Source organism: Micromonospora echinospora (assembly GCF_900091495.1).
In the GTDB taxonomy this organism is placed as follows: Bacteria; Actinomycetota; Actinomycetes; order Mycobacteriales; family Micromonosporaceae; genus Micromonospora; species Micromonospora echinospora.
This window is the reverse complement of sequence record NZ_LT607413.1, coordinates 3,670,878-3,690,239: the sequence shown is the minus strand read 5'-3', so window position 1 is coordinate 3,690,239 and position 19,362 is coordinate 3,670,878. Positions and strand designations below refer to the sequence as shown.

The window sequence follows — 19,362 nt, the reverse complement described above, 5'->3', positions numbered from 1 at the left end:
CCGGCGGAAGGTGGTCACATGGCGGTGCGGGCCGACCAGAGTTCCGGGAAGACCACCCGCTCCATGCTGCGGCGCAGCCAGGACAGGCCGGCCGAGCCGCCGCTGCCCACCTTGGCGCCCATGGCGCGCTGCACCGCCTTGAGGTGCTGGTACCGCCAGTCGCCGAACTCCTCGGCGACCGTGGTGAGCGCCTCGCCGAGCAGCCGGAGGTGGTTGTCGGGTCCGGCGTCGGCGTAGACGTGCACCCAGGCCGACTCGACCAACGGGTGCGACTCGTGCTCGACGGTCACGTCGCGGTCGAGCAGGTCGGCCGGCAGGTCGAACCCGTGCCGGGCGAGCAGGGCGATCACGTCGTCCCACACGCTCGGCGCCTCGAGTCCGGCGCGCAGTTGCGCGTACACCTCGGTCTGCCGCCGGAACGGGCGGATCAGCTTCGCGTTGCGGAGCCCGAGCAGGAACTCCAGTTCCCGGTATTTCGCCGACTGGAATCCGGAGCCCTCACCGAGCAAGTCGCGGAACCGGTTGAAGTCGGCCGGCGTCATCCAGCGCAGGCTCTTCCAGGCGGCGTTGAGCCCCTCCAGGTGCAGGGCGGTGCGACGCAGCGGAGCCAACGCGTCGGCGATCCGGTCGGCGCGGAGCAGCCGCTGGGTCTCCCGAAGCTCGTGGCAGGTCAGCCCGAAGTACAGCTCCATGATCTGGCTGACCATCAGGAAGGACATCTCGCCCGGGTCGTCACTGAGCGGCTGTTGCAGTGTGTGCAGCGTGCTGGCGTGCACGTACGCGTCGTACGGCACGCGGTCGGTGAACTCCAGCGTCGGGCTGCCACCGTTGCGGACCGCCTGGGCCGCGCGCTGCCGCGGGGTCAGCGGGCGAACCGTCGCGGTCAGGGTGGGCGCCCGCAGGTCCGTCTTCTCCACCTGTGTCTCCCTCCGTGAGCCGGTCTACTCATGATCTCGCGGGCGGAACGTCAGATGGAATGCCGGAACGACGGTCCTTGCCCTTAGCCACCTGTCGGAGCAAAGGTGGAAGGGTCGAAGCACTTCAGGAAAGGAAGGTTCAGCGTGGACGACATGGACTGGGCACTGCTGCGGGAGTTGCAAGCCGACGCGCGCCTGTCGTTCAGCGAGCTCTCCCGCCGGGTCCACCTCTCCCCACCGGCGGTGGCCGAGCGGGTACGCCGGCTGGAGGAGTCCGGGGTGATCACCGGCTACCACGCCCACGTGGATCTGGCCCGGGCGGGCCGGAGTGTCCTCGCCCTGATCAGGATGTCCTGCTACGGCCCCCGGTGCATCCTGCACGACCCGACCGTCACCGACTGGCCGGAGATCCTGGAGATCCACCGGATCACTGGGGACGCGTGCAGCATGCTCAAGGTCGCGGCCGGCTCGATCGACGAGTTCGAGGCGGTGATCGACCGCCTCGCGCCGTACGGCCAGCCGTCCAGCACCATGGTCCTCTCCACGCCGCTGGGCTGGCAGCCGGTCACCCCGCTCACGTCGGAGCCGACCGACCGCCCGGAGCCACCCGGCCGTCGCCGCTGATCCGCCCCCATCCGGCCACCGCCGAGCCGGTCCGCTTCACCCCACCGCCGCCGCTCATCCGCTGAGCCGCCCGGCCACCGCCCCGAATCGGCCGGCGCGGGGCCGTCCGGGGGCGGGCGGGGCCGGGTTTGCCTCTCCGGCAGCGGGAATGCAGGGCGGGTCACCCAGTGCACCACCGGTGCCGGGAAGGGGAGGATCATGCGGGGTCACGGACCCGGCCGCGCCGTGTCGACGGCGTTGGTCATGATCGCACTGGTCGGGGTCTTCGTCCTGGCCACGCGGGCCCCCGCCCACGCGGGGGAGAACGTCTTCATCGAGGTCCGGCCGAGCACCGTCCAGGCCGGCAGCCGGGTGGACATCCGGGCCAGTTGCGACCGGAACAACGACCGGCAGGCGGAGGCGACGTCCGACGCCTTCGGCCGGGTGGTGCTCCGCCCGCACGGCGACCGGCGGGGCGGCAACGACCCGAACGCCAACGAACCCGACCCCAACGGCAACCGCGACGACAGCGGCTTCCTCACCGGGGCGGTGACCGTTCCGCCCGGCACCGACCCGGGTGACTACCCGGTGGAGCTGCGCTGCCCGAACGGCAGCCGGGCGAGCGCCGTGCTGACGGTGCTGAACATGACCCAGCCGAGCAAGGGACCGGCGACCGGCGGCGGGGGGACCTCCGGCGGCCGGGGGGCGGGCTCGCTGCTGCTCGTGGGCGGCCTGGTGACCGCCGCCGTCGCGGCCGGGCTGGGTCTGTTCGGCAGCCGCCGCCGGCCCGGGAGCCCCTGACCGGGGTACGCCATGGCCGGCTCACGCCAGCGCCACCCGCGTCGGGACCGTCGGACGACCCTCCGGTGGGCTCCCGCTCGTGCCACCCGGCACCACGAACCCGGCCCACCGCGACGGGCCGCCCCGGGGCGGCTGTTCGTCCTGCTGGGGCACGGCGCGGTCGGGCTGGTCCGTGCCCTGTGGTGGTCGCTCGTCCTCGTCGGGCGGGGACTGCGACACGACGGTGTCCTGGTGTGGCACGGGGGTGTCGCCCTCGGCCACGCCGGCCTCGGGCTCGGTCGCGGCCTGGGACGCGGGCTGCACCGGTTCCGGCGGGTAGCGGCGGAGGCGAGCCGGGCGGGGTTGCTGGTCGTCGATCCGGCCGCCCGGCGGCAGGCGGTCGACCCGCGGCGGACGACGCCCACCCGACGCTGGGCGGGCCGGCGGTCGGCGCGCTCGGGTCCGGGGGCTCCGGTGCTGGTGGTCGCCACGCTGATGGTGCTGGTCATGGGAATGCTCGGGGTCGAGCAGGTCACCGGGACCAGCCTGCTGCCGGACCGGCTCGGTGCCGGACTGCGCCCGCCGCCCCGGAAGTTCCCGGTGCTGCCCGAGAGCCCACCGGTGGAGATCGAGATCCAGGCGCTGGACCTGCGCGCGCCCGTCCACCACGTCGGGCTCGCCGCCGACGGGACGATCGGCGTACCGGACGAGAAGCGCGCCCAGGAGGCCGCCTGGTACGACCAGGGCCCGACCCCGGGTCAGTACGGTCCGGCGGTCATCGTCGGCCACGTGGACACCTCGACCGGGCCGGCGGTCTTCCACGACCTGAAGCGGCTGCGGTCCGGCGATCGGATCGAGGTCGACCGGTCCGACCGGTCGGTGGCGGTCTTCGAGGTGAACGCGGTGGAGCGGTTCGACAAGGAACGACTACCGGTGGACGAGGTCTTCGGCGACTTCAGCCGCCCCAACCTGCGGCTGATCACCTGTGGTGGCCGCTGGGTGGGCGGCGCGACCGGCTACGCCGACAACGTCGTCGTCTTCGCCTCGCTGGTCAACGCACGCCGGCCCTGACCGAACCACGGAACCGACCACCCGGACCGGGTCAGGGAACCGACCACCCGGACCGGATCAGGAGACCGACCACCCGGACCGGATCAGGGTTCCGGGCAGCCCGGCCCGCGCAGGGATCAAGCCTGACCGCCCGGAGCGGGTCGGGCTGCCCGGAACCCCGCCACCCACGGAACCCCGCCACCCACGGCCACCCGGACACGGGGTGCCCGCCCGGCCGACGGCACCGGACTCGGCCCGCACCCAGGGCCGCACAGGACCCCGTCAGGCCGCCTCGGCGACCGGCGCGGCCACCGACTCGCCCTCCCGCAGGTCGAGCCAGTCCGCCCAGCGGGGGTCGGGCGCACGGTGGCCGAGCACCCGCCACGCCGTGCCTTTGGGGGCCACCGGCAGGGCGTGCAGTCGCCAACCCAGCTCCGCCGGGGTCTTGTCGCCCTTGGTGTGGTTGCAGCGCGCACAGGCGGCGACCACGTTCTCCCAGGCGTGCCGGCCGCCCCGGCTGCGCGGGAAGACGTGGTCGATGGTCTCGGCGGGGCCCCGGCAGTACGCGCACCGCCACCCGTCCCGGGCGAAGATCGCCCGTCGGGAGAGCCCGACGTGGGTGCGGTACGGCACCCGGACGAACCGGGTGAGGCGGACCACCGAGGGAACCGGCAGCGCGTCGAAGGCGCTGTGCAGGACCCCGTCACCGTCGGCCACGCAGACGGCCTTGGCCGTGAGCACCAGGATCGCGGCCCGCCGGACCGACACGACACACAACGGCTCGTAGGTGGCGTTGAGGACCAACGCGCCGGAGCCTATTGCGGGTCGTATGTCAGGCATCGTGCTCACCCTCCGGGTCTAGCCGCGTCGCGTCCTCGCGGCCGACCGCGGGCAACACGAGCCCAGCCGCGGTCGACGCCGGAAGGATCACCGACGTTCCGTGCGCCAATCGTCCCTGATCGGACCCCGGATTGCACGTACTAATCCGGGGTCCCTCGTGAAGCTTTTTTCGACTGTGCAACGATGGCCGGTTTCGCCGTGGTTGATCAACGGTGTCGCCCGGCGAAGCCGGGTGGGTCGGCCGGGGACGAGGGTGACCACGGACGGGCCGGTCGGGCGACGGGGTGGCCTGCGCTCCCGGCGCAGCGTGCGGTACGAAGACAGACGTGACTGCTGCTGCCCCGACGCCACCTCCCGCGGAGACCCCGCCGCCGGAGCTGAGCCCCGACTGCCTCTCCGACGCGCTCTGCAAGAACGTCTACGAGCTGACCGGCTCCACCTGGTTCGCCGAGGGCAGCTACTGGATCCTGCTCAAGCCGTTGCGGATCGTGCTGATCATCCTGCTCGCCGCCGCCGCCCGGTTCCTGCTGCAACGGGCGATCAGGCGGCTGGTGCGGAGCACCACGGACGCGTCGGTGCCGACCCTGCTGAAGCCGTTGCGGGAGCGGATCCCCACCGCCGCCACCGATCCCGGGGAGTTCGTGCCCGAGCGGCGCCGGCAGCGGGCCGAGGCGATCGGGTCGGTGTTGAGCAGCCTGGTCACCGCGTTCGTCTTCGGCATCGCCCTGCTGATGATCCTCCGGGAGTTCAGCTTCGACCTGGCACCCCTGCTGGCCAGCGCCGGCATCGTCGGCGTGGCCCTGGGCTTCGGCGCGCAGAGCCTGGTCAAGGACCTGATCGCCGGGCTGTTCATGCTGCTGGAGGACCAGTACGGCGTGGGTGACACGGTGGACGTGGGCGAGGCGACCGGCGTGGTCGAGTCGGTGGGTCTGCGGGTCACCACGGTCCGGGACGCCCGTGGGGTGCTCTGGTACATCCGCAACGGCGAGATCATCCGGGTCGGCAACAAGAGCCAGGGGTGGGCCCTGGTCGTGGTCGACCTGCCGATCGGTTTCGCCAGCACCGAGGAGGCGACGGCGGTGCTGCGGACCGCTGCGGCGTCGGTGGCGCTCGACCCGGACCTGGCCCCGCAGATCGTGGAGCCGCCGGAGGTGCTCGGCGTGGAGCAGGTGACCATCGACGGCGCGGTGATCCGTACGGTGGTCAAGACGAGCGCGGACGGGCAGTTCGCGGTTGGTCGGGAGTTGCGCCGGCGGCTGGCCGAGTCGTTGGAGAACTCGGGCATCACTGCCAAGATCGCTGCGGCCCGCTTCTATCCCGGCATCCCCACGGCCGGGCCGACCGCCACCGTCTGACCTGCGGGCCGGGCCGACCACCACCGTCTGACCTGCGGCTCGTTCCGGTCGACCGGCCAACGTCGAGGGGGCCGACCGCGGAGGGGTCGCGATCCGCCCGGCCCCTCGGGTATCGTCCGTTCGTTCAGTCGGAGATGCGACGATCAATCCGTTCACCCTAGCCAGCCTTCAGACGATCGGGCAGAATCCGGGAACGAGCTCCTCCGGAGCGTGATCACGTCCTCGCTGCTCCGTAGATCTGACGACGATTCCCGGCCCGACCACCACGAGTGGCACCGTCGGGGACGATGGAGGCCACGGTGTCCGACGAGCGACCCCTCCACGAAGGTCCGGCCACCTTCGGTGAAGTGTTCGCCCAGCGCGAGTACCGAGCGGTCCTGACGGCCACCACCCTCTCCTGGATCGGCGACTACATCGCGAAGGCCGCGGTGACCGTCCTGGTCTACCGGGAGACCGACTCGGTGGCCCTGTCGGCGGCGGCGTTCGCGGTGAGCTACCTGCCGTGGCTGATCGGTGGCCCGCTGCTGTCCACCGTGGCCGACCGGTGCCGCTACCGGTCCGTGATGGTCAACTCCGACCTGTTCCGGATGGTGCTGGTCGCGCTGGTCGCCGTGCCGAACCTGCCGGTGTGGGCGATCCTCGGTCTCCTCTTCGCCACCACGCTGGCCAACCCGCCGAGCCAGGCCGCGCGCTCCGCGCTCATGCCGGTGATCCTCAGCGGCGACCGGCTGGTGGTCGGCCTCTCCCTGAACAGCAGCGTCGGCCAGGCCGCCCAGGTGACCGGCTACCTGGTGGGCGCCGCCATCGCCACGGCCAGCCCCACCGCCGCGCTGCTGGTCAACGCGGCCAGTTTCGGCGCGTCCGCGTTGATCGTCCGGTTCGGGATCAGCGACCACCCCCGGGTGTCCACCGGCGAGCCGCGCAGTTCCCTGCTGCGGGAGACCGGTGCGGGCTTCCGGATGGTCTTCGGCACTCCGGTGCTGCGGTCGATCGCCGTGCTGGTGTTCAGCTCGATGCTCTTCTCCATCGTCCCCGAGGGACTGGCCGGAGCCTGGGCCGGCGAGCGCTCGGGCGGGGGCGTGGACGCCGCCGCCACCCAGGCCGTGATCATGGCCGCCGCTCCGGTCGGGTTCATCCTCGGCGGCCTGATCATCGGGCGAGCCGTGCGGCCCGCCCGCCGGGTGGCCCTGATCCGCCCGTTCGCCGTGCTGGCCCCCCTGGTGCTGGTGCCGGCTCTGCTCGACCCCCCGCCGGGCGTGGTGGCGGTGCTCGTCGCGGTCTGCGGCTTCTCGGTGGCCGGGCTGCTGCCGGTCGCCAACGGGCTCTTCGTCCGGGCCCTGCCCGACGGCTACCGCGCCCGGGCGTTCGGCGTGATGGCGACCGGCATGCAGGTGATCCAGGGCTTCGCGGTGATCGTCACCGGGCTGCTCGCCGAGCGGTTCTCCATTCCCGGGGTGGTCGGCCTGTGGAGCGCGGCCGGCGTGCTCCTGATGCTCGTGGTGGTGGCCCGCTGGCCGAGCGCCGCCGCCTTCGACGCCGCCATCGCCGCGGCGAAGGTGCCCGGCGCGCGGCCCCACGGCGAGTCGTCGCCGTCGACGCCTGCCGACACCGCCGTCGCGGCGACGGGTCGCGGTGTCGTCCCGGCCGCTGAGGGGTCCCGTGACGAGAGCCCGGTGACGGGACGGCGGGCAGCCGCCGGCGGCACCGCCACGCTGTGACTCGTCGCCTTACCGGCCGGTGACGGGAACGGCGTGCCGCCCCCTGTGACGGAGCCCGCACCGCAGCACGGGCGGCCGTACCCGCCGGGTCCGGCGGCACCTGGCAGGATGGAGCGGTGAGTGCCGCAGGTGACGCCGACCGGGACCAGATGACCCTCTTCGAGGCGGTCGGGGGTGAGCCGACCTTCCGCCGGCTGGTCGACGAGTTCTACGCCGGGATCGCCGACGATCCGCTGCTGCGCCCGATGTATCCGGAGGAGGACCTCGCTCCGGCCGCGGACCGGATGACGCTCTTCCTGATGCAGTACTGGGGCGGGCCGAACACCTACTCCGCCCAGCGCGGGCACCCGCGCCTGCGGATGCGGCACGCCCCGTTCCGGATCGGGCCCGCCGAGCGGGACGCCTGGCTGCGGCACATGCGCCGGGCGGTCGACTCCCTGGACCTGCCACCGGACGTCGCCACGGTGCTCTGGGACTACCTGGAGCGGGCGGCGTACTTCATGGTCAACGTGATGGACGACCCGGCCGCCCGCTGATCCGGCCCCAGTAACCGCTCGGGCTCGGGGGCCGCTCGGGGCACGAGACCCACCCGGGCGGAGATTCGGCAGAGCGACGTCAGCGGCCGGTCGGGGATCCCGACCGGCGTCGCCGACGACGTCACCTCAGAGCAGGGCACCCTCGTCGTGCAGCCAGTCGACGAAGTTCGTCGCGACCGCCGCGCCACAGTCGAGCAGCTCGACCAGGAGCGCGTCGTGCGTGCCCGCCCCGAGCGGCACCTGGAGCTCAGCGTAGATCGGCAACTGCCCACGCTCGGTGGGGTCGCCGATGTACGCCTTGCAGAACCGCCGCGTGTGGTTCCATTCGTTGACCACCCGGTAGGCCCGGTCGGCCCAGTCCGGCGGCACGGTCGCGTGTGGACGGGCCCGCATGACCAGGATCTCGTCCTCCGGCCCCTCCAGCGTGACCAGCACCGCGTGCCGTTCCCACATGGCCAGCAGGTTGCCGTCGCCGTCCGCCAGGTAGCGGACGTCCAACAGGTCGAGCGCGTCGCAGACCCGGCCGAGGGTCACCGGGGCGACGGCGGCCGACATTTCCTGGCGTGCCGGCCGGTCGGCCGCGGCGGCGAGACAGTCGTCCCCCGGCTCGCGTGGCGCCGGTGGTCCGACCCGGACACTGCCCTCCACTGTGATCCCACTCCGACTGTCCGGCTCGCCAGCACTGGCGTGGCCGGGGCGCCATGACCACCACGGCATCACTCGCGCACCTCACTCCCCAGCGGATCCGGACGCCTACCGTGCGTTGGATCCGAGGATGGACGGTACCCGGACAGCCGGCTTGAGGCATCCCCCCAACGCCAGCCCCGGGACAGAAGAAGGAATAGGGGTCATCCGTTCGGATGATCACCCTGGGGCTTTATGGCAAGGTCTGCCACCTTCTGCGACCACACCACTCCGTACGGCGCCACCAGGCCGGTCCAACGGTTGGCCAGGCGTACCTGCACCCCCTCCGCGACGGTGGCACCGGCCGGCCCGAGGAAGCCCATCCGGACCACCCCCTGGACCAGCCGCTGACTCACCTCGACCCGCTCCCCCGTCGCGCCGGTGGCCACCACCGCGACGTGGTCCAGCAGGGCGTCCCGGACCGCGCGCTGGCCGACCGCCCGTCCGGCCACGCCGTGCGTCGCGGCGGCGCGCAGGGTGCCGGCCGCCGCGTCGGCCAACCGGCGCAGCTCACCGGCGGGGATGGTCTCCACCACCCGGCCGGCGGCCGACGGCAGCGGCCAGCGCCACTGCGCGTCCCGCCGCACCGGCAGGTCCGTCCCCTCCCGGCCCAGTTCGGCCAGGAGGTCGGCGGCGGCGACCGTCGCGTCGCCCGGTCCCGGGCCGGCGACCGTCCGGCAGACCAGCACCCCCCAGGGCAGCCGGGCCCAGAGCGCCGTCGGGCCGGACCGGCCGACCGGCCGGAGCCGGACCACCGCCGCCGGGTCGAACCGGACCAATCTGGCCAGGAACGCGCCCGCGTCGGCGACACCGGCCAGGCCGTGGCCGACCGGCGCGGCGGACGCCGGCCGGCCGGCCACCGGTGTGCCGGTCACGCCGGCTCCCGTGCCGGCGGCAGCGCGTAGTTCTCCAGGAAGGTCCGCTCGGAGTCGGTGAGCCGACGCAGCCGCTTCTCCGCCAGGTCGTACGGGACCAGCACCGACCGGGCCCGGCTGGCCAGCACGTCACCGTCGTACAGCTCGTACGCGATGGTGAAGGCGGCCCGGCGGATCTCCTCCACCCAGAGCTCGATCCGGACGGTCGGGGCCGCGTCCGCGGTGGCCCGACCGAGCGCGTAGTCGACCGGGCGGACGTAGTCGATCTCGTGCCGGGCGATGACCACGCCCTCGGCGAACGAGCCGACCCCCCACGCCCGGCCGCCGGCGAACATCAACGCCACCCGGGCCTCCTCGTAGAGGGTGAGGAAGCGGGCGTTGTTGACGTGGCCGTACGCGTCCAGGTCGGACCAGCGCAGCGTGCAGTGGTAGACGAACCGGTCGCTCATGCTCAGTCGCGGGTGAGCTTGCGGTAGGTGATCCGGTGCGGGCGGGCCGCCTCGGCGCCGAGCCGGTCGATCTTGTTCTTCTCGTACGACTCGAAGTTGCCCTCGAACCAGAACCACTTCGCCGGGTTCTCCTCGTCGCCCTCCCAGGCCAGGATGTGCGTGGCGACCCGGTCCAGGAACATCCGGTCGTGGGAGATGACCACGGCGCAGCCGGGGAACTCCAGCAGCGCGTTCTCCAGGCTGGAGAGGGTCTCGACGTCCAGGTCGTTGGTCGGCTCGTCGAGCAGGATCACGTTGCCGCCGATCTTGAGGGTCAGCGCCAGGTTGAGCCGGTTGCGCTCGCCGCCGGAGAGCACCTTGGTCGGCTTCTGCTGGTCCGGCCCCTTGAAGCCGAACGCGGCGATGTACGCCCGGGACGGCATCTCGACCTTGCCCACCATGAGGTGGTCCAGTCCGTCGGAGACGACCTCCCAGACGGTCTTGTCGCCGGCGAGGCCCTGCCGGTTCTGGTCGACGTACGACAGGGCGACGGTCTCGCCGACCCGGACCCCACCGGCGGTCGGCTCCTCCAGCCCGACGATCGTCTTGAACAGGGTGGTCTTGCCGACGCCGTTCGGGCCGATGATGCCGACAATGCCGTTGCGCGGCAGCGAGAACGAGAGGTTGTCGATGAGCACCCGGTCGCCGAACCCCTTGGTCAGGTTGTTCGCCTCGATGACCGTGTTGCCCAGGCGCGGGCCCGGCGGGATCTGGATCTCCTCGAAGTCCAGCTTGCGGGTCTTCTCCGCCTCGGCGGCCATCTCGTCGTACCGGTCGAGCCGGGCCTTGGACTTGGTCTGCCGGGCCTTGGCGTTGGAGCGGACCCACTCCAGCTCCTCGGAGAGGCGCTTCTTCATCTTGGCGTCCCGGCGACCCTCGACGGAGAGCCGGGCGGCCTTCTTCTCCAGGTACGTGGAGTAGTTGCCCTCGTACCCGACGGCCCGGCCCCGGTCCAGCTCCAGGATCCAGCCGGCCACGTTGTCGAGGAAGTACCGGTCGTGGGTGATCGCCAGGACGGTGCCGGCGTACTTGGCGAGGTGCTGCTCCAGCCACTGCACGCTCTCCGCGTCCAGGTGGTTGGTCGGCTCGTCCAGCAGCAGCAGGTCGGGGGCCTCCAGCAGCAGCTTGCACAGCGCCACCCGGCGGCGCTCGCCACCGGAGAGCTGGGTGACGTCGGCGTCCGGCGGCGGGCAGCGCAGCGCGTCCATCGCCAGTTCGAGCTTGGAGTCGATGTCCCACGCGTCGGCGTGGTCCAGCTCCTCCTGGAGCTTGCCCATCTCCTCCATCAGCTCGTCGGAGTAGTCGGTCGCCATCTGCTCGGCGATCTTGTTGAACCGGTCGAGCTTCGCCTTGGTCTCGGCGACCGCCTCCTCGACGTTGCCGAGCACGGTCTTCGCCTCGTTGAGCGGAGGCTCCTGGGCGAGCAGGCCGACGGTGAAGCCGGGCATCAGCCGGGCCTCCCCGTTGCTCGGCCGGTCCAGCCCCGCCATGATCTTGAGTAGGCTGGACTTACCCGCGCCGTTCGGGCCGACCACACCGATCTTGGCACCGGGCAGGAAGCTCAGCGTCACGTTGTCGAGCACGACCTTGTCGCCGTGCGCCTTGCGCGCCTTTTCCAGGACGTAGATGTACTGGGCCACGGTGCGGGCTACCTCCGTACGTTGCGATTGGGAGCCGGCGAGCGAAGGGCGGATCGGCCCGCCCGCGTGCCGCCGGCCGTCGGCCGGGCACACACACGCCATCCTCAATCCTGACAGGTTCGCCGTGCTCCGCCCACATCACCCCGCCCCTACCGGCGCGCGCCGCCCGCCCAGGTCGCCGCAGCACCGTCAAGGGGACGTCAGGCAGATCACGTCCAGGTTCGGTGGTCGCCGACCTGGGAAGTAACTGCCGCACGGGGCCCCAGACACCGCAGATACGCTCAGTACGCTCGTGCGGTGGACCCGTCGTTTACCGGAGGTGGCCGATCGTGACCGTCCGTAGCTCCTTTGTCGTTGTGGCGAACCGTCTACCGGTCGACGAGGTGAGCACTCCGGAGGGACGGCAGTGGCGCCGTAGTCCGGGCGGCCTCGTCACCGCGCTGCACCCGGTCCTCGCCGAACACCAGGGCACCTGGGTCGGCTGGGCGGGCGGCACCGGAGCCGCTCCCGAGCCGTTCGACCTGGAGGGCATCCGACTGCACCCGGTGCCGTTGAGCGCTGAGGAGCTGGAGCGCTACTACGAGGGGCAGTCCAACGCCACGATCTGGCCGCTGTACCACGACGCCGTGGAGACCCCGGCGTACAAGCGGCGCTGGCGGGACGCGTACCGGCTGGTCAACGCCCGGTTCGCGGAGGCCGCGGCGGACGTGGCGGCCGAGGGCGCGACAGTCTGGGTGCAGGACTACCAGCTCCAGCTGGTCCCGGCGATGCTCCGCGAACTCCGTCCCGACCTGCGGATCGGCTTCTTCCTGCACATCCCGTTCCCGCCGATCGAGCTGTTCATGCAGATGCCGCTGCGCGCCGAGGTGCTGCGCGGCCTGCTCGGCGCGGACCTGGTCGGCTTCCAGCAGCGGCTGGCCGCGCAGAACTTCGTCCGGCTGGCCCGGCACCTGCTCGGGCTGCGCTACGAGGGGCAGATGATCCAGGTCGACGGACGCCAGGTCAAGGCCGGCGCGTTCCCGATCTCCATCGATGTCAGGGAGATGGAGCGGCTCGCCGCCGACCCGGCCATCCAGGCACGCGCCAAGCAGATCCGGGAGGAGCTGGGCAACCCCAAGACGATCATCCTCGGCGTGGACCGGCTGGACTACACCAAGGGCATCGAGCTGCGCCTCAAGGCCTTCCGGGAACTACTTTCTGACGGAAAGCTGACAGTTCCGGACGCCGTCATGGTGCAGGTGGCCACCCCGAGCCGGGAACGCGTCGAGCACTACCAGGCACTGAGAGTGAAGGTCGAGCGCGAAGTCGGCCGGATCAACGGCGAGTACGGGAGAGTCGGCGTGCCGGCGGTCCACTACCTCCACCAGTCGTACTCTCGCAGTGAGCTCGCCGCCATGTATGTTGCGGCGGACGTGATGATGGTGACCCCGCTGCGAGACGGAATGAATTTGGTGGCCAAGGAGTACGTGGCATCGCGCGCCGACCAGGGCGGCGCGCTCGTGCTCAGTGAGTTCGCCGGTGCTGCGACGGAGCTGCGCCAGGCATTTCTGTGTAACCCGCACGACCCGGAAGCGGTCAAGGAAGCCCTGCTGAAGGCTGTGCACGTGGAGCGGACGGAGGCCCGCCGCCGCATGCGAATCATGCAACGACACCTGCGGACCCATGACGTGGGTCACTGGGCCAAGTCGTTTCTCAGTGAACTCGGCACACCCGGCGTGGAGGCTGCGTGAACACGAGCGTCACCGAGCCCGCACAGACCCACGGGGTCATCGACCCCGAACTGCGGGCGGCGATCGGCCGGATCGCCCGGGTCCCCCAGCTTCTGGTCGCCTGCGACTACGACGGCACGCTCGCTCCGATCGTCGAAGATCCGAGCAAGGCGGTGCCGCTGCACGAGTCGGTGGCCGCCGTCCGGGCGCTCGCCGCGCTGCCGCAGACCAGTGTCGCGGTGGTCTCCGGACGCGCGCTGCGCGACCTGGCCGCCCTGTCCCGGCTGCCCAGCGAGGTCCACCTCGTCGGTAGTCACGGCTCCGAATTCGACATCGGCTTCGTCGAGCGGCTCAGCCCCGAGCTGATCGCCGTCCGCACCCGGCTCCGCAACGAGCTGCGCGAGATCGCCGCCGCCCACCCGGGCGTCCGGCTGGAGCGCAAGCCGGCCAGCGTCGCGGTGCACACCCGGGGGGTGCCGCCGCAGATCGCGGCCAGTGCCGTCGAGGCGGTCCGCAGCGGTCCGGCGATCTGGGACGGGGTCACGGTCACCCAGGGCAAGGAGGTCATCGAGCTGTCGGTGGTCGCCACCCACAAGGGCACCGCCGTCGACCAGCTCCGCACCCAGCTCTCCGCGAGCGCGGTGCTCTTCATCGGCGACGACGTCACCGACGAGAACGCCTTCGGCAACCTGCACGGGCCGGACATCGGCATCAAGATCGGCCCGGGTGACACGAAGGCGCACTTCCGGGTCGCCGAGCCGATCGAGGCCGCCCGGGCGCTGGCGCTGCTGCTGGAGACCCGGCGGCACTGGCTGTTCGGCGAGCGGGCGGTGCCGATCGAGCGGCACTCGATGCTCGCCAACGGGCGGACCGTCGCGCTGCTCACCCCGGAAGCCAAGATCACCTGGCTCTGCCACCCCAAGCCGGACTCGGCGGCCATCTTCGCCGACCTGGTCGGCGGCAGCCCCGCCGGGCACTTCAGTGTCGCCCCCGAGCGGGGCGGCATTCCGCTGGGACAGCGGTACCGCAACGGCACCATGACGGTGGAGACCCGCTGGTCCGGCCTGACCGTGACCGACTGGCTCGACCGGCCGTCCAGCGACGACGTGCCAAGCGGGTCGACGATCGTCTCCGGCGACTCGACCCTGATCCGGGTTCTCACCGGCTCCGGCCGGGTCAGGCTGGAGTTCGCCCCCCGGCCGGAGTTCGGCCAGGTGGCGGTGCAGCTCCAGCCGCTCGGTGACGGGCTGCTGGTGCTCGGCTCCAACGAGCCGGTGTCGCTCTACTCCCCGGGCGTGCAGTGGCAGGTGACCAACGACGGCGGGTACGAGACCGCCAAGGCGGTGGTGGACCTCTCCGCCGCCGGTGGACAGGTCACCTGCGAGCTGCGCTTCGGCACGCACAGCCTGGAGCACCACCGGCTCCCGGTGCACGAGCGGCAGGCCACCGCCGAGCAGCCGTGGAAGGACTGGGTGTCCTCGCTGCGCCTGCCGCAGACCGCCCGTGACCTGGTCGCCCGCAGCGCGCTGACGCTGCGCGGCCTCTGCCACGAGGCGACCGGCTCGATCCTCGCGGCGGCGACCACCTCGCTCCCCGAGGAGCTGGGCGGCGTCCGCAACTGGGACTACCGGTACTGCTGGCTCCGGGACGCGGCGATGACCGCGCGGGTGCTGGTCGACCTCGGCTCGCTGGAGGAGGCCGAGGCGCTGCTGCGCTGGGTGGACGGCTGCGTCGAGCGCACCGGCGGACACCCGGAGCGGCTGCACCCGCTCTACACGGTCGACGGGTACGAGCTGGGCGCCGAGGCGGTCATCGACACCCTGCCCGGTTACGCCGGCTCCCGGCCGGTGCGGGTCGGCAACCTCGCCAACCACCAGCTCCAACTGGACGTGTTCGGCCCGATCGCCGACCTCATCGCGGGCGTGGCCGACGCCCGGGGCTCGGTGCGCGAGACCGAGTGGCGGGTGCTGGAGAACATGGTCGAGGCGGTCCGCCGCCGCTGGCACGAGCCCGACCACGGCATCTGGGAGGCCCGCCTCCCACCGCGCCACCACATCTTCTCCAAGGTGATGTGCTGGATGACCGTCGACCGGGCGCTGCACGTGGTCCGGCGGCACGGCGACGGCGACCGGCCGGAGTGGGTGGAGCTGCGCGACCGGATCGGCGCGAACGTGCTGGAGCACGGCTGGCACGAGGGCGTCGAGGCGTACAGCGTGGCCTACGGGGACGAGGACATGGACGCCTCGTCGCTCTGGATCGGCCTGTCCGGGCTGCTCCCCGGCGACGACCCGCGCTTCCTCTCCACGGTCCTCAAGATCGAGGCGGACCTGCGCAGCGGACCGGTGGTCTACCGGTACCACTGGGACGACGGTCTGCCGGGCCGGGAGGGCGGCTTCCACATCTGCACGGCGTGGCTGATCGAGGCGTACCTGCGCACCGGTCGGCGCACCGACGCGGAGGAGCTGTTCACCCAGATGGTCGACACGGCGGGGCCGACCGGACTGCTCCCCGAGCAGTACGACCCGCTCGCCGAGCGTGGGCTGGGCAACCATCCGCAGGCGTACAGCCACCTCGGGCTGATCCGCTGCGCCCTGCTGCTGGACAACATGCTCAAGGTCTGACCTGACACCACCGGCGGCGGCGGGAGACTCCGGTCCCCCGCCGCCGTCGTGTTCCCCGCTCCGGGCGTCGAGCTCAGGGGTGGTCGAGGGCGGAGACGACGTCGCCGACCACCACCACGGCGGGTGGACGCAGACCCGCCCCGGCGGCGTCGGTCGCCACGCCGGCGAGGGTGGAGTGGATCGTGCGCTGGGCGGTGGTGGTGCCCTCCTGGACCACCGCCGCCGGGGTGGCCGGATCGCGACCGTGCGCGAGCAGGGTGGCGGTGATCGCCGGCAGGTTCTTCAAGCCCATCAGGATCACCAGGGTGCCGCGCAGCGCGGCGAGCGCCGCCCAGTTCACCCGGGAGTCCGGGTGGTCCGGGGCGAGGTGCCCGGAGACCACGGTGAACTCGTGGGCCACCCCCCGGTGGGTGACCGGGATTCCGACCGACGCCGGGACCGCGATCGAGCTGGTCACCCCGGGCACCACGGTCACCGGAACCCCGGCCGCCGCGCAGGCGAGCAACTCCTCGCCGCCCCGACCGAAGACGTACGGGTCGCCGCCCTTGAGCCGGACCACGAACGCGCCGGCCGACGCCCGGTCCACCAGGATCCGGTTGATCTCCTCCTGGGCCCGGGACGGCCCGTACGGGATCTTCGAGGCGTCGACCAGTTCGACGTCGGGGTGCAGTTCGTCGAGGAGCAGTCCGGGCACCAGCCGGTCGGCGACCACCACGTCGGCCTCGGCGAGCAGCCGCCAGCCCCGCAGGGTGATCAGCTCCGGGTCGCCCGGCCCCGCCCCGACCAGGGCCACCTGCCCGGCCCGCCGCCGCTTCCCCGTCCCCGCCTCCGGCCGCAGCGGGCTGTCCGGGCCGTCCAGCAGGTCCCGGACGGCGTCCCGGGTCGCCCGGGACCGGTGCGGGTCGCCGCCGCCGAGCACGGCGACGGTGACCGGACCGTGCCGGGTCACCGCCGGCGTCCAGGCGCTGGCGGCGAACCGGTCGTCGGCACGTACGCAGAAGATCCGGCGTTCGGCCGCGACGGCGCTGACCGCCGCGGCGGCGGTCCGGTCGTCCACGGCCACGTGGACCAGCCACGCCCCGTTCAGGTCCGCCGGGACGAAGCGACGCGGCTCCCAGTGCAGCCGCCCGGCGTCGACGTGCGCGCGCAGCGCCGGGGTGAGTTCCGGGGAGACCAGCAGGACGTCCGCACCGGCGTCCAGCAGCGCCGGCACCCGGCGGGTGGCCACCGTGCCACCGCCCACCACGACCACCCGCCGACCGGCCAGCCGCAACCCCAGCGGGTACGGGTTGACGCTCACGCCGCCGCCTCGCTCCGCTCCCCGGCGGCGCGAGACGCCCCGCTACTGAGCCCGATGGTTCGCTCGCCCCGCTCGCTCACTTCTCGGCCACTCCCGCGGAGTCGAAGGTGGCCACCTCGTGCAGCACCCGGGCCGCCCCGGTCACCACCGGCAGGGCGAGCAGCGCGCCGGTGCCCTCACCAAGGCGCAGCCCCAGGTCGACCAGAGGGTCGAGGCCGAGGTGGCGCAGGGCGACGGTGGCACCCGGCTCGGCGGACCGGTGCCCGGCGATCATCGCGCCCACCGCGTCCGGCGCGAACGCGGCGGCGGCGAGCGCGGCGGAGACCGCGATCACGCCGTCCAGCAGCACCGGGATCCGGCGGGCGGCGGCGGCCAGGATCAGCCCGGCCAGTGCGGCGTGCTCCAGACCACCGACAGTGGCGAGCACACCGAGCGGGTCGGCCGGGTCGGGCCGGTGCCGGTGCAGCGCCCGCCGCACCACGTCCACCTTCCGCCGGTACGTCTCGTCGTCCACCCCGGTGCCCCGGCCGGTCACCTCGGCCGGGTCGACCCCGGTGAAGGCGGCGACCAGGGCGGCCGACGGGGTGGTGTTGGCGATCCCCATGTCCCCGGTGAGCAGGATGCCGGCCCCCGCCTCGATCAGGTCGTCGGCGACCCGGATCCCGGTCTCCACCGCCGCCCGCGCCTCGTCCCGGGTGAGTGCGGCGGTGACCGAAAGGTCGCGGGTGCCGGGGCGGACGTTCGCCGCCACCAGCCGGGGTGCTTCGGCCGCGTCGGCGACGGCGACGGGCGGCAGCGGGGTGGCCACGCCGACGTCGACCACGGTGACCGAGGCGCCGGCCTGGCGGGCGAAGGCGTTCACCACCGCCCCGCCGGCCAGGAAGTTGCCGATCATCTGCGCGGTGACCTCCTGCGGCCAGGGGGTGACCCCCTGGGCGTGGACGCCGTGGTCCCCGGCGAAGATCGCCACCGCGGCCGGTTCGGGCAGTGGCGGCGGGCAGGCGCCGGCCAGGCCGGCGAGGCGTACCGAGAGCTCCTCCAGGGCGCCGAGGGAACCGGCCGGCTTGGTCAGCCGCGCCTGGAGATCCCGGGCAGCGGCCATGGCCGTCTGGTCGAGCGGGCCGATCGCCGCGATCGTGGTTGTCAACATGACGCCTCCAGGATTTCCGCCAGTACCTCGGTGAACGCGTCGGTGGTCGCCGGGTCGCGGACCGCCACGCGCAGCCAATCCGGGCCCAGCCCGGGGAACGTGTCGCCCCGGCGTACCGCCCAGCCCCGGTCGCGCAGGGCGAGCCGGATCCGGTCCGCGCCAGGAACCTCCAGCAGCACGAACGCGCTGGCCGGGCGACCCGCGACGCGTACTCCGGGCAGGGTGGCGAGGCGGGCCAGCAGGTGGTCCCGGTCGACGGCGAGGCGCGCGGCGATGGCGCGCTCGGCGGCGACCGCCGCCGGGCTCGCGCAGGCGGTCGCGGCGGCCAGCGCCGGGGTGGAGACCGCCCAGAGCGGCTGGACCCGGGCGAGGCGGGCCAGCAGGTCGGCCGCGCCGAGCAGGTAGCCGATCCGTAGCCCGGCCAGCCCCCAGGTCTTGGTGAGGCTGCGCAGCACCAGCAGACCGGGCAGGTCACGCCGGCCGGCGAGCGACTCCGGCTCACCCGGCACCCCGGGCGCGGTGGTGGTGTCGGCGAACGCCTCGTCCACCACCAGGACCCGGCCGGGGCGGGCCAGCGCGGCGATCGTCGCGGCCGGGTGCAGCACGGAGGTCGGGTTGGTGGGGTTGCCGATCATGACCAGGTCGGCGTCGGCGGGCACCCGGGCCGGATCGAGCCGGAACCCGTCGGCCGCGTCGAGCAGCACCCGCTCCACCCGGTGGCCGGCGGCGGCGAGGGCGGCCTCCGGCTCGGTGAACTGCGGGTGCACCACCACCGGTCGGCGTATCCCGCGCAGGGCCTGCGCGATCAGCACGAAACCCTCGGCGGCCCCGGCGGTGAGCAGCACCTCCGTCGGGGGACGACGGTGGCGGGCGGCGACCGCCGCGCGGGCCGGGGCCGGGTCGGGGTAGCGGGCGAGGTCCGCCAGGGTGGCGGCCAGCGGCTCGGCCAGCCAGGGCGGCATCGGGGCCTGACGGACGTTGACCGCGAGGTCGCGCAGACCCTCGCCGACCTCGACGTCACCGTGGTGACCGAGGTCGGGTTCCGGCATGACGCCCGGGGGCGCTCCGATCGGCTGACCACGCATGCCCGCGATCC

The 19,362-nt window shown here is 73.0% G+C and carries 17 protein-coding genes; 8 read left to right on the top strand and 9 right to left on the bottom strand.

What is annotated here, in order from left to right; genetic code table 11:
* Positions 1–14: 14 nt before the first annotated feature.
* Complete coding sequence (locus GA0070618_RS16800) at positions 15–917, bottom strand: tryptophan 2,3-dioxygenase (protein ID WP_088982485.1); 903 nt, start codon at positions 915–917, stop codon at positions 15–17.
* 144 nt (positions 918–1,061) lie between these two features.
* Here GA0070618_RS16800 and GA0070618_RS16795 point away from each other — a divergent pair, with 144 nt between their 5' ends.
* The 3 genes from GA0070618_RS16795 (at position 1,062) to GA0070618_RS16785 (ending at position 3,371) form a co-directional block, all read left to right on the top strand.
* The gene (locus GA0070618_RS16795; RefSeq protein WP_088982484.1) at positions 1,062–1,541 is read left to right on the top strand and encodes an Lrp/AsnC family transcriptional regulator; all 480 of its coding nucleotides are present in this window, start codon (positions 1,062–1,064) and stop codon (positions 1,539–1,541) included.
* 243 nt (positions 1,542–1,784) lie between these two features.
* A complete protein-coding gene (locus GA0070618_RS16790; RefSeq protein WP_088985586.1) occupies positions 1,785–2,321 on the top strand; it encodes a hypothetical protein in 537 nt (178 codons plus the stop codon).
* Positions 2,322–2,606: 285 nt separating this feature from the next.
* Entirely contained in the window at positions 2,607–3,371 is a 765-nt protein-coding gene (locus GA0070618_RS16785) for a class F sortase (RefSeq protein ID WP_231931910.1), read from the top strand.
* Positions 3,372–3,632: 261 nt separating this feature from the next.
* On the opposite strand, the gene GA0070618_RS16780 is transcribed toward GA0070618_RS16785, so the two are convergent.
* On the bottom strand, positions 3,633–4,190 hold the full coding sequence (locus GA0070618_RS16780; RefSeq protein ID WP_088982482.1) for an HNH endonuclease: 558 nt from the start codon (positions 4,188–4,190) through the stop codon (positions 3,633–3,635).
* Between the two features lie 377 nt (positions 4,191–4,567).
* Between GA0070618_RS16780 and GA0070618_RS16775 the strand changes: the two genes are divergently transcribed.
* The 3 genes from GA0070618_RS16775 to GA0070618_RS16765 all read left to right on the top strand — a co-directional run bounded on the left by GA0070618_RS16775 (position 4,568) and on the right by GA0070618_RS16765 (position 7,799).
* The gene (locus GA0070618_RS16775) at positions 4,568–5,545 is read left to right on the top strand and encodes a mechanosensitive ion channel family protein (RefSeq protein WP_231931909.1); all 978 of its coding nucleotides are present in this window, start codon (positions 4,568–4,570) and stop codon (positions 5,543–5,545) included.
* Between the two features lie 287 nt (positions 5,546–5,832).
* On the top strand, positions 5,833–7,263 hold the full coding sequence (locus GA0070618_RS16770) for an MFS transporter (protein WP_231931763.1): 1,431 nt from the start codon (positions 5,833–5,835) through the stop codon (positions 7,261–7,263).
* 149 nt (positions 7,264–7,412) lie between these two features.
* Entirely contained in the window at positions 7,413–7,799 is a 387-nt protein-coding gene (locus tag GA0070618_RS16765; protein ID WP_088985585.1) for a globin, read from the top strand.
* 126 nt (positions 7,800–7,925) lie between these two features.
* Here the strand turns inward: GA0070618_RS16765 and GA0070618_RS16760 are convergent, their stop codons facing one another.
* From GA0070618_RS16760 to ettA, 4 genes are all read right to left on the bottom strand, one after another.
* Positions 7,926–8,516 (bottom strand): type III secretion system chaperone family protein, encoded by a 591-nt coding sequence (locus tag GA0070618_RS16760; RefSeq protein ID WP_088982480.1) that lies wholly within the window; start codon positions 8,514–8,516, stop codon positions 7,926–7,928.
* Between the two features lie 131 nt (positions 8,517–8,647).
* Entirely contained in the window at positions 8,648–9,358 is a 711-nt protein-coding gene (locus GA0070618_RS16755; RefSeq protein ID WP_088982479.1) for a hypothetical protein, read from the bottom strand.
* A complete protein-coding gene (locus GA0070618_RS16750; protein WP_088982478.1) occupies positions 9,355–9,807 on the bottom strand; it encodes an acyl-CoA thioesterase in 453 nt (150 codons plus the stop codon). Before GA0070618_RS16750 ends, GA0070618_RS16755 begins: the two co-directional genes overlap by 4 nt.
* 2 nt (positions 9,808–9,809) lie before the next feature.
* Positions 9,810–11,486, bottom strand: coding sequence for an energy-dependent translational throttle protein EttA (gene ettA, locus GA0070618_RS16745; protein WP_088982477.1), 1,677 nt, complete (start codon positions 11,484–11,486; stop codon positions 9,810–9,812).
* Between the two features lie 329 nt (positions 11,487–11,815).
* Here ettA and GA0070618_RS16740 point away from each other — a divergent pair, with 329 nt between their 5' ends.
* Complete coding sequence (locus GA0070618_RS16740; RefSeq protein WP_088982476.1) at positions 11,816–13,216, top strand: alpha,alpha-trehalose-phosphate synthase (UDP-forming); 1,401 nt, start codon at positions 11,816–11,818, stop codon at positions 13,214–13,216.
* Complete coding sequence (gene otsB, locus GA0070618_RS16735) at positions 13,213–15,816, top strand: trehalose-phosphatase (protein ID WP_088982475.1); 2,604 nt, start codon at positions 13,213–13,215, stop codon at positions 15,814–15,816. The genes GA0070618_RS16740 and otsB overlap by 4 nt, the downstream gene beginning before the upstream one ends.
* 73 nt (positions 15,817–15,889) lie before the next feature.
* On the opposite strand, the gene cobA is transcribed toward otsB, so the two are convergent.
* The 3 genes from cobA to cobC form a co-directional block, all read right to left on the bottom strand.
* Positions 15,890–17,116 (bottom strand): uroporphyrinogen-III C-methyltransferase, encoded by a 1,227-nt coding sequence (gene cobA / locus GA0070618_RS16730; RefSeq protein WP_088982474.1) that lies wholly within the window; start codon positions 17,114–17,116, stop codon positions 15,890–15,892.
* Between the two features lie 76 nt (positions 17,117–17,192).
* Complete coding sequence (gene cobT / locus GA0070618_RS16725; protein ID WP_088982473.1) at positions 17,193–18,266, bottom strand: nicotinate-nucleotide--dimethylbenzimidazole phosphoribosyltransferase; 1,074 nt, start codon at positions 18,264–18,266, stop codon at positions 17,193–17,195.
* The gene (gene cobC / locus GA0070618_RS16720; protein WP_088982472.1) at positions 18,260–19,351 is read right to left on the bottom strand and encodes an Rv2231c family pyridoxal phosphate-dependent protein CobC; all 1,092 of its coding nucleotides are present in this window, start codon (positions 19,349–19,351) and stop codon (positions 18,260–18,262) included. Before cobC ends, cobT begins: the two co-directional genes overlap by 7 nt.
* Positions 19,352–19,362 lie beyond the last annotated feature (11 nt).

What these genes read in the sequence shown, in the direction of transcription:
- cobC (WP_088982472.1), bottom strand. Translation starts at nt 19,351, where the DNA reads ATGCGTGGTCAGCCGATCGGAGCGCCCCCGGGCGTCATGCCGGAACCC.
- GA0070618_RS16750 (WP_088982478.1), bottom strand. Translation starts at nt 9,807, where the DNA reads ATGAGCGACCGGTTCGTCTACCACTGCACGCTGCGCTGGTCCGACCTG.
- GA0070618_RS16790 (WP_088985586.1), top strand. Translation starts at nt 1,785, where the DNA reads ATGATCGCACTGGTCGGGGTCTTCGTCCTGGCCACGCGGGCCCCCGCC.
- GA0070618_RS16760 (WP_088982480.1), bottom strand. Translation starts at nt 8,516, where the DNA reads ATGCCGTGGTGGTCATGGCGCCCCGGCCACGCCAGTGCTGGCGAGCCG.
- GA0070618_RS16765 (WP_088985585.1), top strand. Translation starts at nt 7,413, where the DNA reads ATGACCCTCTTCGAGGCGGTCGGGGGTGAGCCGACCTTCCGCCGGCTG.
- GA0070618_RS16780 (WP_088982482.1), bottom strand. Translation starts at nt 4,190, where the DNA reads ATGCCTGACATACGACCCGCAATAGGCTCCGGCGCGTTGGTCCTCAAC.
- cobT (WP_088982473.1), bottom strand. Translation starts at nt 18,266, where the DNA reads ATGTTGACAACCACGATCGCGGCGATCGGCCCGCTCGACCAGACGGCC.
- GA0070618_RS16770 (WP_231931763.1), top strand. Translation starts at nt 5,833, where the DNA reads ATGGAGGCCACGGTGTCCGACGAGCGACCCCTCCACGAAGGTCCGGCC.